Origin of the sequence: Pseudomonas sp. 91RF (genome assembly GCF_003576265.1) — a bacterium.
GTDB lineage: Bacteria > Pseudomonadota > Gammaproteobacteria > Pseudomonadales > Pseudomonadaceae > Aquipseudomonas > Aquipseudomonas kribbensis.
Window position 1 is genome coordinate 101,168 of record NZ_QWFC01000034.1, and the last position, 13,143, is coordinate 114,310.

14 protein-coding genes are annotated in these 13,143 nt (G+C 59.9%); 4 read left to right on the forward strand and 10 right to left on the reverse strand.

From position 1 onward, the window contains the following. Nucleotides 1-4 precede the first annotated feature (4 nt). Entirely contained in the window at nucleotides 5-1,120 is a 1,116-nt protein-coding gene (gene bamC / locus DXT77_RS18870; protein WP_119428746.1) for an outer membrane protein assembly factor BamC, read from the reverse strand. A gap of 17 nt (nucleotides 1,121-1,137) precedes the next feature. After that, complete coding sequence (gene dapA, locus DXT77_RS18875; RefSeq protein ID WP_085710243.1) at nucleotides 1,138-2,016, reverse strand: 4-hydroxy-tetrahydrodipicolinate synthase; 879 nt, start codon at nucleotides 2,014-2,016, stop codon at nucleotides 1,138-1,140. Between the two features lie 311 nt (nucleotides 2,017-2,327). Between dapA and DXT77_RS18885 the strand changes: the two genes are divergently transcribed. Further along, entirely contained in the window at nucleotides 2,328-2,888 is a 561-nt protein-coding gene (locus tag DXT77_RS18885; protein WP_119428747.1) for a glycine cleavage system protein R, read from the forward strand. A gap of 10 nt (nucleotides 2,889-2,898) precedes the next feature. Continuing rightward, nucleotides 2,899-3,372 carry a peroxiredoxin gene (locus tag DXT77_RS18890; protein WP_096819409.1) on the forward strand — a complete coding sequence of 158 codons (474 nt, stop codon included), beginning with the start codon at nucleotides 2,899-2,901 and terminating at the stop codon, nucleotides 3,370-3,372. A gap of 34 nt (nucleotides 3,373-3,406) precedes the next feature. Here the strand turns inward: DXT77_RS18890 and DXT77_RS18895 are convergent, their stop codons facing one another. Together DXT77_RS18895 and DXT77_RS18900 are read right to left on the reverse strand one after the other, a co-directional pair. Next, complete coding sequence (locus DXT77_RS18895; protein WP_085710240.1) at nucleotides 3,407-4,477, reverse strand: AI-2E family transporter; 1,071 nt, start codon at nucleotides 4,475-4,477, stop codon at nucleotides 3,407-3,409. Between the two features lie 32 nt (nucleotides 4,478-4,509). After that, nucleotides 4,510-4,749 (reverse strand): sulfurtransferase TusA family protein, encoded by a 240-nt coding sequence (locus DXT77_RS18900; protein WP_007963279.1) that lies wholly within the window; start codon nucleotides 4,747-4,749, stop codon nucleotides 4,510-4,512. 97 nt (nucleotides 4,750-4,846) lie between these two features. On the opposite strand from DXT77_RS18900, the gene DXT77_RS18905 reads away from it, so the two are divergent. Next, complete coding sequence (locus DXT77_RS18905; protein ID WP_119428748.1) at nucleotides 4,847-6,280, forward strand: M48 family metalloprotease; 1,434 nt, start codon at nucleotides 4,847-4,849, stop codon at nucleotides 6,278-6,280. Between the two features lie 78 nt (nucleotides 6,281-6,358). Here DXT77_RS18905 and DXT77_RS18910 read toward each other — a convergent pair whose 3' ends face one another. The 4 genes from DXT77_RS18910 to rpoE all read right to left on the reverse strand — a co-directional run bounded on the left by DXT77_RS18910 (nucleotide 6,359) and on the right by rpoE (nucleotide 10,186). Further along, nucleotides 6,359-7,807: a DegQ family serine endoprotease gene (locus DXT77_RS18910; RefSeq protein WP_119428749.1), complete on the reverse strand. Its 1,449-nt coding sequence runs from the start codon at nucleotides 7,805-7,807 to the stop codon at nucleotides 6,359-6,361. Between the two features lie 207 nt (nucleotides 7,808-8,014). Further along, nucleotides 8,015-8,977 (reverse strand): MucB/RseB C-terminal domain-containing protein, encoded by a 963-nt coding sequence (locus tag DXT77_RS18915; RefSeq protein ID WP_085710237.1) that lies wholly within the window; start codon nucleotides 8,975-8,977, stop codon nucleotides 8,015-8,017. 8 nt (nucleotides 8,978-8,985) lie between these two features. Then, nucleotides 8,986-9,573 (reverse strand): sigma-E factor negative regulatory protein, encoded by a 588-nt coding sequence (locus DXT77_RS18920; protein ID WP_119428750.1) that lies wholly within the window; start codon nucleotides 9,571-9,573, stop codon nucleotides 8,986-8,988. A gap of 31 nt (nucleotides 9,574-9,604) precedes the next feature. Next, entirely contained in the window at nucleotides 9,605-10,186 is a 582-nt protein-coding gene (rpoE, locus tag DXT77_RS18925; RefSeq protein WP_003172477.1) for an RNA polymerase sigma factor RpoE, read from the reverse strand. 558 nt (nucleotides 10,187-10,744) lie between these two features. Here rpoE and nadB point away from each other — a divergent pair. Then, entirely contained in the window at nucleotides 10,745-12,361 is a 1,617-nt protein-coding gene (nadB, locus tag DXT77_RS18930; RefSeq protein ID WP_119428751.1) for an L-aspartate oxidase, read from the forward strand. Here nadB and DXT77_RS18935 read toward each other — a convergent pair. Beyond that, complete coding sequence (locus tag DXT77_RS18935; RefSeq protein WP_119428752.1) at nucleotides 12,330-12,782, reverse strand: protein YgfX; 453 nt, start codon at nucleotides 12,780-12,782, stop codon at nucleotides 12,330-12,332. The genes nadB and DXT77_RS18935 overlap by 32 nt on opposite strands. Beyond that, complete coding sequence (locus DXT77_RS18940) at nucleotides 12,766-13,020, reverse strand: succinate dehydrogenase assembly factor 2 (protein WP_065257636.1); 255 nt, start codon at nucleotides 13,018-13,020, stop codon at nucleotides 12,766-12,768. The genes DXT77_RS18935 and DXT77_RS18940 overlap by 17 nt, the downstream gene beginning before the upstream one ends. Nucleotides 13,021-13,143 lie beyond the last annotated feature (123 nt).

Below are 13,143 nucleotides of genomic sequence, written 5' to 3' on the forward strand. Positions count from 1 at the left end.
TGGATCAGCCCAGGTTGTCCTGAATCACGCTCAACACTTTGCGGGCCACATCGGCCGGCGCGACGGTGTTGATGTTTTTCTCGACGGTGACCTGAACGCTGTCACCAACCTTGCTCAGGCGAACCTGATAACGCTCGGCACGGGCTTCAACTTCTTCCTTGGTCGGCGCGCTGCCGAACAGGCTGCTGAAGAAACCAGGCTTCTCGTCTTTCTTCTCGGCCTTTTCGGCCAGGTTGATGTAGTACAGGCCCAGGCTGCGGTTGATGTCTTCAACGCGCCATTGACCTTGCTCCAGCGCACGACCGACGCTCGACCAGGCACGATCCAGATCCGAACCGACGTTCAACACCGGGTTGCCGCTGCCGTCTTCGCTGAGGGCGACACGGCTCGGGGTATCGAAATCACGGGATGCCAGCATCGACACCGAACCGCCCTTCTCGGAGGTACGGCTCATGCTCGCGAGCATGTCGTCGACCAGGGCAGCGTCCAGGCCAGTATTGACCGAACGGTTGGTGAAATCGACATTGGCGGTGCTGCCGGCAGGACGCTCGGCGCTGACTACGTAGATTTCACTGGTATTGCGCTGTACGCCTGGCTCGATGCGCACCCGCACGCGGGTTTCGCTGTCGGCACCGACGCCGGCGGCGCTCAGGCGCTTGGCCATGGCGGCGGACAGCTCGTCGGAATGCTGCCAGGTGGTGGTGAATTCGCCGGTTTGCGGACGCTGTTCATCCAGACGGAAACCGTTGTCCTGGAAGAACTGCACAGCCACTGGCCAGACTTCGGCCGGTGGATGCTGGCCCATGACCCAACGCGAATCACCGCTCTTCTGCAGCGAGTAATCGCTGGCGTCAGCGATTGCCGACAGCGGCTGAGGGCGCGGAACCACGTATTCGCCGGTAGCGGTATCGTCGGCGACGTTGCGCGGGATCGGCAGCAGCGGATCCAGACGCTTGGAGGTGCTGACACCTTCTGGCAGTTGCATCGGTGCAGTCTGTTTCGCTTCCAGGTAGTCGCTACCACGGTCACGGAAATAACCTTCCGGGCCCCAGATCCATCCGCAGCCACTGGTGCTGGAGATAATCAAGGCAAGTGCGGAAAGTCCGGCCATTCGCTTCATGCGTTGTACTTCCTCAATTAAACCAGGACGCTGCACTGGCGCAGGGCCGAGCGCAACGTTTCATGACAAGGAGCGCTCAGCCAGGTCAGCGGCAGGCGAATGCCTTCGTGCATCAGGCCCATTTCGACCAAAGCCCATTTCACCGGAATCGGGTTGGCTTCGATGAACAGGTCCTTGTGCAGCGGCATCAGTTTTTCGTTGATGGCCCGTGCGGTCTCGGCGTCGCCCTTGAGCGCGGCCTCGCACAGGTCGGCCATTTCGCGTGGGGCGACGTTGGCGGTGACGGAGATGTTGCCTTTGCCACCCAGCAGGATCAGTTCGACGGCAGTCGGATCATCGCCGGACAGCACGATGAAGTCCTTGCTCACGCCGTCGAGGATTGCCTTGGCGCGTTTCAGGTCGCCAGTGGCTTCCTTGATGCCGATGATGTTCGGCACGGTGGACAGGCGGATCACGGTCTCGGCCTGCATGTCGCAGGAGGTGCGGCCGGGAACGTTGTAGAGGATCTGCGGGATGTCGACCGCTTCGGCGATGTGCTTGAAGTGCTGGTACAGGCCTTCCTGGGTCGGCTTGTTGTAGTACGGGACGACCAGCAGGCAGGCATCGGCGCCGGCTTCCTTGGCGTTGCGGGTCAGCTCGACGGCTTCGCGGGTCGAGTTGGCGCCGGTACCGGCGATGACCGGAATGCGGCCTGCCACCTGTTTGACCACGGCTTTGATGACGGCAATGTGTTCTTCTACATCAAGGGTTGCCGACTCGCCGGTAGTACCGACCGCGACAATGGCATGGGTGCCGTTCTTGAGATGGAAGTCCACGAGTTTGCTGAGGCTGTCCCAGTCAAGACGCCCTTGTGCATCCATGGGTGTGACCAGTGCCACCATACTGCCCGCAATCATGAAACCGCTCCTGCCGGAAAAAGAGAGCGGTAATGGTACTGGCGCCAAGATGCTTGCACAAGCGAAGTACTGCGCCGCCATTCCCCTTGGCGCCGCTTTTCGCTACCCTTCAGACTTTGATCGGTACTGATCAGCTTGTGCGCCGGGTTCCTGCCCCCGTTTCGGCCTTCCAGACCCCGTTCCAGCGTCGCCGCCTTACGCTTCCTTATTATTGAAGCCGTGGCGACAGGCGAATCGGGTCTTCCGGACAGGTATGTCCCGGCACTCGACGCCTTCACTCTACCGACCGCTCATCGCTTTAGGAATGCTGCATGTCCACCCCCACAGTTCGCGAACAATTCCTTGTCATCAGTGCCCTCGGCGCCAATCCCATGGAGCTGACCAACGTCCTGTGCCGCGCCAGCCATGAAAACCGCTGCGCGGTCGTCACTTCACGCCTGACCCGCCACGGCGAGTGCAGCGCGCTGGTGCTCGAAGTCTCCGGCAGCTGGGACGCCCTGGCCCGCCTGGAAGGCAGCCTGCCGATCCTGGCCAAACGTCACTCGTTCACGGTCAACGTGGTGCGCAGCGCCGCCCTGGAAAACCGTCCGCAAGCCCTGCCGTATGTGGCTTACGTGTCGTCGGCCTATCGCCCGGACATCATCAATGAGCTGTGCCAGTTCTTCATGGATCACAACGTCGAGCTGGAAAACCTGACCTGCGATACCTATCAGGCACCACAGACCGGCGGCACCATGCTCAACGCCACGTTCACCGTGACCTTGCCGGCCGGCACCCAGATCAGCTGGCTGCGCGACCAGTTCCTGGACTTCGCCGACGCCATGAACCTCGACGCGCTGATCGAACCGTGGCGCCCACAGAACCCAATGTAAGGAAGCTTTCATGGCCGTAGCTATCGATCAACCGGTTGCCGACTTCGAAGCCCCCGCCACCAGCGGGCAGACCGTCAGCCTCTCGGCCCTCAAGGGCAAGCAAGTGGTGATCTACTTCTATCCGAAGGACAGCACCCCGGGCTGCACCACCGAAGGCCAGGGTTTTCGCGATCAGTACGCCGCATTCAAGGCTGCCAACACGGAAATTTTCGGCATCTCCCGCGACAGCCTGAAGTCCCACGAGAACTTCAAGTGCAAGCAGGAGTTTCCGTTCGAACTGATCAGCGACAAGGACGAAGCCGTCTGCCAGCTGTTCGACGTGATCAAGCTGAAAAAGCTCTACGGCAAGGAATACCTGGGCGTGGATCGCAGCACGTTCCTGATCGACAAGAACGGCGTACTGCGCCAGGAATGGCGTGGTGTGAAGGTGCCAGGCCACGTGGATGCAGTGCTGGCCGCTGCTCAGGCGCTGAACAAGGCCTGATCCTTTCGGCGCCCTGGCGGGCGCCGAATTGCTTTCAGAGCAGTGGCGCCACCACCGGCTCCTTTCGCGGCCACGCATCGAGCACAGCCTTGAACAGCGTCGCCAGCGGAATCGCGAAGAACACCCCCCAGAAGCCCCACAATCCGCCGAATAACAGCACCGCACAGATGATCGCCACCGGGTGCAGGTTGACCGCTTCAGAGAACAGCAACGGCACCAGCACGTTGCCATCCAGCGTCTGGATGATCCCGTAGACCGCCATCAGATAGATGAACTGATCGCTCCAGCCCCACTGGAACAGTGCAATCAGCATCACCGGCACCGTCACCACCACCGCCCCGACATACGGGACCACCACCGACACACCCACCAGCAACGCCAGCAGGGCCGCGTAGTTCAGCCCGAGGGCGACGAAGGCGATGTAGGTCACCCCGCCACAGATCACGATCTCGATGACCTTGCCGCGAATGTAGTTGGCGATCTGCCGGTTCATTTCCTCGGCAACCCGGGTGATCAGCGCCCGCTCACGGGGCAGATAGCCGCGCACCCATTCGCCGATCATCACCCGGTCTTTCAAGAAGAAGAACACCAGGATCGGCACCAGGACCAGGTAGATCATGATGTTCACCAGCAGCGGCAGACTCGACAACGAGAACGTCAGCGCCCACTGGCCGAATTTGCCGATCTCCCCGCGCGCCGCTTCGATGGCTTGCAGCACCTGTTCGTCGGACACCAGATGCGGATAGCGCTCCGGCAGCAGCAACAGCAGCGACTGCCATTTGGCGAGCATGCCCGGCAGTTCGTTGAACAGCGTGATCAATTGATGCCAGAGCAGCGGCAGCACCACGACGATGAATAACAGCAGCACACCCATGAACAGCGCGAATACCAGCCCCACAGCCGCACCACCGGGCATGCGCAGGCGTTCAAGCGTGACCACCAGCCCCTGCATCAGATACGCCAGCACCATCCCGGCCAGCACGGGCGCGAGCATTCCGCCAAGGGTAAGCACGGCGGTGAAGGCGAGAAACAACAACACCGCCAGCACCACCGCCTCTTCATCGGAAAAGTAGCGCTGAATCCAGTCGCGTAACACTTTGAACATCAATAATCCTTAGGTCTTTTACGCTGTCGATTTCAGGCTTTTTTCAACCAGTACCGGTAGACGCCCGCCTCGTCTTCTTCACGCAGCAGCGTATGACCGGCCAACCGGGCAAAGGTGCGAAAGTCGCGCTGCGAGCCGGCGTCAGTGGCGATCACCTTGAGCACTGCGCCACTGGGCAGCTTGTTCAGTTCCATCTTGGCCTTGAGCAACGGCAACGGGCAATTCAGGCCGCTGGCGTCCAGTTCACAGTCATGGGCTACAGCGTCGGTCATGCGTTACTCCGGTTCAGAGGGTCAGGCTGCCTAGAATATCTGGTCGCAGGCCCGGTGTCCGGCTACAGTAAGGTCTTTGTCGACTAAGGCTTTGTGCATGACATTTTTGCGCCCTACCCTGCTGACGCTCGCTTGCCTGCTCGCCTCACCGGGCTTCGCCGACGACCTGCCGTCACTCGGTGACGCCAGCTCTGCCATTGTCTCGCCACAACAGGAATACCAACTGGGCCGCGCCTGGCTGGCGCTGCTGCGCAGTCAGGTTTCACAGCTCAACGATCCGCAACTCAAGGACTACGTCGAGTCCAGCGTCTATAAGCTGGTGGAAACCAGCCAGGTCAACGACCGACGCCTGGAATTCATTCTGATCAACAGCCCGCAGCTCAACGCTTTCGCGGCGCCGGGCGGGATTGTCGGGGTCAACGGCGGCCTGTTCCTCAATGCCCAGACCGAAGGCGAGTACGCCTCGGTACTGGCTCACGAACTGGCTCACTTGTCCCAACGCCACTTCGCCCGAGGCGTCGAGGCATCGCAGCGGATGCAAGTGCCGATGATGGCCGCGCTGCTGGCCGGGATCGTCATTGCGGCCGCCGGCGGCGGCGAGGCCGGGATCGCGACCATCGCGGGCACCCAGGCAGCGGCGATCCAGTCGCAACGGACTTTCTCCCGCCAGAACGAACAAGAGGCCGACCGCATCGGCATCCTCAACCTGGAAAAGGCCGGCTACGATCCGCGCTCCATGCCGACCATGTTCGAACGCCTGATGCGCCAGTATCGCTACGACGCCAAGCCTCCCGAATTCCTGCTGACTCACCCGGTGACCGAATCGCGGATCGCCGACACCCGCAACCGTGCCGAGCAGGCCAAGCCCGGCGGTATCGAGGACAGCATGCGCTATCAACTGATCCGCGCACGGGTACAGTTGATCTACGAAGAAACCCCGGGAATGGGTGCCAAACGCTTCCGGGCACAACTGGATGAAAACCCGAAAAACGACGTGGCCCGTTACGGTCTGGCGATCGCCCAGATCAAGGGTGGCCAGTTGAATGAAGCGCGGGAGAATCTCAAGCAACTGCTGGAGAAATCCCCCAACGAGATCATCTTCAACCTCGCGCAGGTTGACCTCGACATCACCAACAATCGTCTGGCGGATGCGCAGTCGCGCGTCGACCGCATGCTGACTCAATACCCCGGCAACTACCCGCTGAATCAGGTACGCGTCGATCTGTTGCTGAAACAGAACCGCACCGCCGATGCGGAAAAAGCCCTGGAAGGCCTGTTGAAATCGCGCCCGGACGATCCGGACGTCTGGTATCAGGTGGCGGAGACCCGCGGCTTGTCCGGCAACATCATTGGCCTGCATCAGGCCCGTGCCGAGTACTTCGCGCTGGTCGGCGATTACCGCCAGGCCATCCAGCAACTGGACTTCGCCAAACGCAAGGCTGGCAGCAATTTCCCGCTGTCGTCACGGATCGATGCGCGTCAGCGCGAACTGATGGAGCAGGAACGCATGATCAAGGACATGATGGGATAAGCCCGATCCAGGAAAAACTCCGGACACAAAAAAACCGCCTCTTTCGAGGCGGTTTCTTTTTACTTAACCGCTACTGGCTCATTCAGCCAGCTTGAACGTGATGAAGCTGGCACGACCCTGACGCAGAACCCGCATCGATACCGAGCGATTCTTCGGCAGTGCCTTGGCGATCTCCCCGAACTCCTTGGCCGAACCAATGGCCTGATTGTTCAGGTGAGTGATGATGTCGCCTGGCTGCAGGCCGATCAGGGCGGCAGGACCGTCCTGCACGTCCTTGATCACCACACCACCCTTGAGGTCGTAGGTTTTCTTCTGCTCGGCAGACAGCTCAGCGACCGAAACACCGAGGCGATTGCTGTTGGTCTCGACACCGGATTTCGGCAGGGCATCCAGCTCCTTGTCTTCATCCGGAATGGCGCCGACGGTCAGCTCGATATTCTTGCGCTTGCCTTCACGAATCACTTCCAGATTGGCCTTGGCGCCAGCCTTCAGTGCACCGACCAGATGAGGAAGATCTGCGGACATGACGATCGGCTGACCGTTCATGCTCAGAATCACGTCGCCCACTTGCAGGCCGCCCTTGGCTGCCGGACCGTCATCCTGGATCTGCGCCACCAGCGCACCGGCCGGTTTTTCCAGACCAAACGACTCGGCCAGATCCTTGTTCACTTCCTGAATGACCACACCCAGCCAGCCACGGCTGACCTTGCCACCGCTTTTCAGCTGGTTGGATACATCCATGGCAACGTCGATCGGAATGGCGAACGAAACGCCCATGAAGCCACCGGAACGGGTGTAGATCTGCGAGTTGATCCCTACCACTTCACCGTTCAGATTGAACAGCGGACCACCGGAGTTACCCGGGTTGATCGGCACGTCGGTCTGAATGAACGGCACGTAGTTTTCGTTTGGCAGGCTGCGGCCAACGGCGCTGACGATGCCCTGGGTTACCGTGTGGTCGAAGCCGAACGGCGAACCGATCGCCACGACCCACTGGCCGGCTTTCAGATCCTGGGACTTGCCGAGCTTCAACACCGGCAGGTCCTTGCCTTCAATTTTCAGCAGGGCCACGTCGGAGCGCGGGTCAGTGCCGATCAGCTTGGCTTTCATTTCACTGCGATCCGCCAGGCGAACGAGAATTTCGTCAGCATCGGCAATCACGTGGTTGTTGGTCAGGATGTAGCCATCGGGCGAGATGATGAAGCCCGACCCCAGCGACTGCGCTTCACGCTGGCGATCACCACGCGGCGAACGCTGTTGCGGCGGCATGCCCCGTTCGAAGAACTCGCGCAGCATCGGTGGCAAGCCTTCCAGATCAGGCATCTGCTGGTTCACTTTGCGATCCGGCAGCTTTTGCGTGGTACTGATGTTCACCACCGCAGGCGAGGCCTGTTCGACCAGCTGGGTGAAATCCGGCAGGTTGACCGGACTGGCCGCATCAGCCGCCTGGACTGCAGGAACAGCCTGACCGAGCACCAGCACGGTGGCGACAATGGAGAGATAAGACTTCAAGCTTGGTATCGACATACAGCTCCCGTTACGACGAGCAGGGTTAAGCGATATGGAGCAAGGAACACCGGAAACTACAGGCCGGCATTTTTGTTCCGGGAACAACAAAACAAGGCCAGAGCCGTGAGGCTCTGACCTATAAAAAATTTTTGGATTATTTGCAAATGAAAATGCTCAGCAAACATTTCATGTCTCGAACACGAAGTGGAAACTGCTGAAATCAGCTCACTGCTTGCTGGTTGCAGCGCCATCGTTGCGTATCGACAAGGCAATCCGCTCGGCAGTACCGATTGGAATTTCGCCGACCACCGTCACCATCATCTCGCCCTGTGGCGTCGTCAGACGGCGGGATACGGCAACCGTTGGCCCCAGCTGAGTCCGTGTATCCGTGACGACGGCACCGTTCAGTGGTTCCAGGAACACCGAGAAACGTGCCAGGCCATCGTCATACAGCAGGCTGTTGACCTGGGTCTTGGTGTCAGGATCCTTGTGCGAGGAACTGCTGGTGAGTTCAAAACCCGGCGGCAACCAGTCTGATCGCCAGACCTGTGCGGTCTTGACGGCTGAAGCCTTGTCACTGTCGAGGTTGACAGGCTTGCAGTCGGAGGCGGCCTGAAGATCCTTGTCGGATGGAACCTCGGCAGTATCCAGGCGAGTGAACTGGAACCGCTCGAGCAATTGGCCCTTGTCGTTGAGCAACAACGACTTGAGTGGCAGCCCCGTTTCCTTGTCCAGGTGCAGTTCGAATCCGTAGCGATACTGATCCCGTGGCGTCAGCGATACGATGACCGCGTCACGCCCGGCCACACGCGACTTGCCGATCACGGCAAGCTCATACCAATTCTTCAGCTTCTGTGGATCGAGTGGACGAGCGGCAGAATTTGGAGAATCTCCCAGCCCCGCAATCAGGGTGCCGCTGACGCATTGAGTATGCCCGTCAATGCGTACGACTTCCTGTGCCGAACCGTCGAGCTGGAGCAACCGCTCGCGAACCTGCCCGTTCTGGACGCGATGCCAGATGCTGTGGGTAGAAAAACTACCGTTACGCTCGTAAACGAATGTGCCGTGGAAGCTTTGCTGCTGCTCGGCCTGGCCCAGGCGGGTCAGCCAATCCTGGGCCTCATCGGCATGGGCTGGAACGATGAACCAGCCACTGAGCAGAAGCGAAAGTAGAGGTATGGCGCGCATGATCCTCCTTAACGGTTTTCCAGACTGGCTGCTCGTGCATAAGGCAGTGCGCTTTCAGTACCTTTCAGCGCAGCTTGCTGAGCATGTTGACGCAGGTACCCCGGCAAACGCTGATCGTGCCAGCCTGGCTGGCCTTGCAGCACACCATTGGCCATAGGACCCGTGGCTTCAGAACTCTCATTGTAGCCTGCCAGTACCGCCGGCCCCTTGACCTGAGGTGTCGCCAGCACTGGCTGATTGGACTGTTGCGCCAGTTCGACACCGGCAATTTCGTCATGGTTATACAGACGAACGCCTGCCAGAACGGCAACGGTCACCGAGGCTGCAACGGCCAGACGACCCAGGCTGCGCCATGGACCGCGGGACACTTTGGCTGGAGTGGCTTCATCTTCCAGCGCAGCAGATACTGCCGCAGCGAGATCCAGGCGTGGGAGCAGCAGATCCTTGTGCATGGCTGCCCGAGCGATCTGGTAACGAGCCCAGGTTTCGCGGGTTTCAACATCATCCAGTGCGTTGAGCACTCGACGCAATTCCAGTTCGTCCGCTTCGTTATCCATCACTGCGGACAGCGATTCCTGCAGGGCTTCCCGACTCATGGCGTTCCTCTCTTGGCTGTCGCCGCTGTCTTTAGTTTTCCTGCAACAACGGCTGCAGGGCTTTATCGATGGCCTCCCGGGCGCGGAAAATCCGGGAGCGCACGGTACCAACCGGACATTGCATGACGCTCGCGATGTCCTCGTAACTCAGACCGTCGAATTCGCGCAAAGTTAATGCCGTGCGCAAATCTTCTGGCAGTTGCTGAATGGTTCGATGGACAGTGCCTTCGATCTCATCCCGCAGCAATGCGCGTTCAGGGGATTCGAGATCCTTCAGGCCGTGATCGCCGTCATAGAACTCTGCATCTTCGGAACTGACATCGCTATCCGGCGGCCGACGGCCGCGTGAAACCAGATAGTTTTTCGCCGTGTTGATGGCGATGCGGTAAAGCCACGTATAAAACGCACTGTCTCCGCGAAAATTTCCGAGTGCCCGGTAAGCCTTGATAAAGGCTTCTTGAGCAACATCCTGGGCTTCATGGGTGTCGTGCACGAAACGCACGATCAACCCGAGAATTTTGTGTTGATACTTCAACACGAGCAGATCGAAAGCTCGCTTGTCACCGCGCTGAACGCGCTCGACCAGCTGCTGATCCTCTTCCTGGGTTAGCATGAACACTCCTCGATAAACTCGGAGGAAGCTTGCATGGCTAAACGACCGGACTTGCAAACATAGACTCGGGCTTTTCGCAAAAGTTCTCCCCCTCCAAGCAAGTTTCCTGCGGGCTCTGATTTGGCACGCACGAAAAACGCAGCGCGGGATAAACCGGCTGCGCGAATAATCTTTTCATCGGCTCGCCGGCTAGAACCCAACCGCAGGTTCCGCATTGAAGCCGACACTGTCCCTTGTTTCGGGCAACTGTCTATTGATCTTGGGCCTCTGGCAAAAGTTCCAAATATTTATAGACGGGCCACGCCGACATTGGGCAACCGTGAGCGGAAAAAGCATGTTTCATCTGCGATACAGTCGCTTTTTCCCAAAACCGGCGGAAAAAACTTCCGACAAAGTGTCGGCATTTCAGCGTCACAGTAGTTTCACAATGCCATATCCACCCGGCTATTGTGCCGCCCCACCCCTCTATATACTAGTGGGCTGTGTGGCTGTCTCGACTCGCCCATCCGCCTGTCTTGCGCCAACCCCGACCCGGGTCGCATTGAGCGGAATCCTGAAATGAGCCAACAGTTTCAACACGATGTTCTGGTGATTGGCAGCGGCGCTGCCGGTTTGAGTCTCGCGCTGACCCTGCCCGGTCACTTGCGCATCGCCGTACTGAGCAAGGGCGATCTCGCCAACGGTTCGACCTATTGGGCCCAGGGTGGCGTCGCGGCCGTGCTGGACGACACCGACACTGTCGAATCCCACGTCGATGACACCCTCAATGCCGGTGGCGGTTTGTGCCATGAAGATGCGGTACGTTTTACCGTCGAGCACAGCAAAGAGGCGATCCAGTGGCTGATCGATCAGGGCGTACCCTTCACCCGTGATGAACAGTCCGGGACTGAAGACGGCGGATTCGAGTTTCACCTCACCCGCGAAGGCGGCCACAGCCACCGCCGCATCATCCACGCCGCCGACGCCACCGGCGCCGCAATCTTCACAACGTTGCTGGCCCAGGCAAAACAGCGCCCGAACATCGAGTTGCTGGAACAGCGAGTCGCCGTCGATCTGATCACCGAACGCCGCCTGGGCCTGGACGGCGACCGCTGCCTCGGCGCCTACGTGCTCAATCGCAAGACCGGCGAAGTCGACACCTACGGCGCCCGATTCGTGATTCTGGCGTCCGGCGGCGCCGCCAAGGTCTACCTCTATACCAGCAACCCCGATGGCGCCTGCGGTGACGGCATCGCCATGGCCTGGCGTTCGGGTTGCCGGGTAGCGAACCTGGAATTCAATCAGTTCCACCCCACCTGCCTGTATCACCCGCAGGCCAAGAGTTTCTTGATCACCGAAGCCTTGCGTGGCGAAGGCGCGCATTTGAAGCTGCCCAACGGCGAACGCTTCATGCAGCGTTTCGATCCGCGCGCCGAACTGGCACCACGGGACATCGTCGCCCGGGCCATCGACCATGAGATGAAGCGCCTGGGTGTCGATTGCGTCTATCTCGACATCAGCCACAAGCCCGAAGCCTTCATCAAATCGCACTTTCCGACCGTCTACGAGCGCTGCCTCGGATTCGGCATCGACATCACCAAACAGCCAATCCCGGTCGTCCCGGCAGCCCACTACACCTGCGGCGGCGTGATGGTCGACCAACAGGGCCGCACCGACGTGCCCGGGCTGTACGCCATCGGCGAAACCAGCTTCACCGGCCTGCACGGCGCCAACCGCATGGCCAGCAACTCGCTGCTGGAATGTTTCGTTTATGCCCGTTCGGCAGCCGCGGATATTCTCGAACAGCTGTCCGACATCGCCATTCCCCGCGCCCTGCCCGCCTGGGATGCGAGCCAGGTGACCGACTCCGATGAAGACGTGATCATCGCGCACAACTGGGACGAGCTGCGGCGCTTCATGTGGGACTACGTCGGCATCGTGCGCACCAACAAGCGCCTGCAACGGGCACAACATCGCGTGCGACTGCTGCTGGACGAAATCGACGAGTTCTACAGCAACTATAAAGTCAGTCGCGACCTGATCGAGTTGCGTAACCTGGCACAAGTAGCGGAACTGATGATTCGCTCAGCCATGGAGCGCAAGGAGAGCCGAGGCTTGCATTACACCCTCGACTACCCGGATCTGCTGCCCGAGGCGCTCGACACTATTCTGGTACCGCCCACCTACGCCGGCTGAACTTGAGGCGTACCCGCAGGCGTCGGTGCAGATCCGCCGCCTGCGCATCCCGGGGCACGCAGATCGACCTGACCCGACGCTCGCCGCGCAACCGAAAGCGCAGCACCACGATCAATGGCAGCGCCAGGCTGTCCGGGCGCAACTGCACCGGCTGCCATCCATCGGCCTGATTCCACAATTGCCAGCCATCGGCGTCACGACGCAATCCGCAGAATGCCTTGGGATGACTCAGCAGAATCTGCCGGGGCAACACCCACGCCGCATGGCACAGGCAGCCGATCGCACCGAGCAGGCTGACCCAGAAAGGCATGACAAGCAGAAACAAGGCGCACAGGGCGAACGCCTGGGCCAGGAGATACGCCGCCAGCAATTGCCGTGAGGCCTGCCAGCGGCATTCGAACGTGTTACTTGGGCTGGACACGATCCAGAATCATGCGAACCATGCGTTGCAGCTCGGGATCTTCCGATTCGCTGCGTTCCATGAACCAGCCGAACATATCCTGATCCTCGCATTCCAGCAGGCGGACATACAGCGCGCGATCCACCTCGTTCAGATTCGAGTAGACCTCTTTCACGAACGGCACCAGCAACACGTCAAGCTCAAGCATGCCGCGACGGCTGTGCCAAAAGAGGCGATTCAGTTCAACTTGTTCGACCATGGAGCGCTCCTCAAATAGGCCGCAAGTATACAGGCCCGAGACGGGTCGAACAGTCGGCTTTGGTCGGGCACCACCGATCCTTTATGAACTACCCATTTCAACACCACCCCCTTATGATGTGCC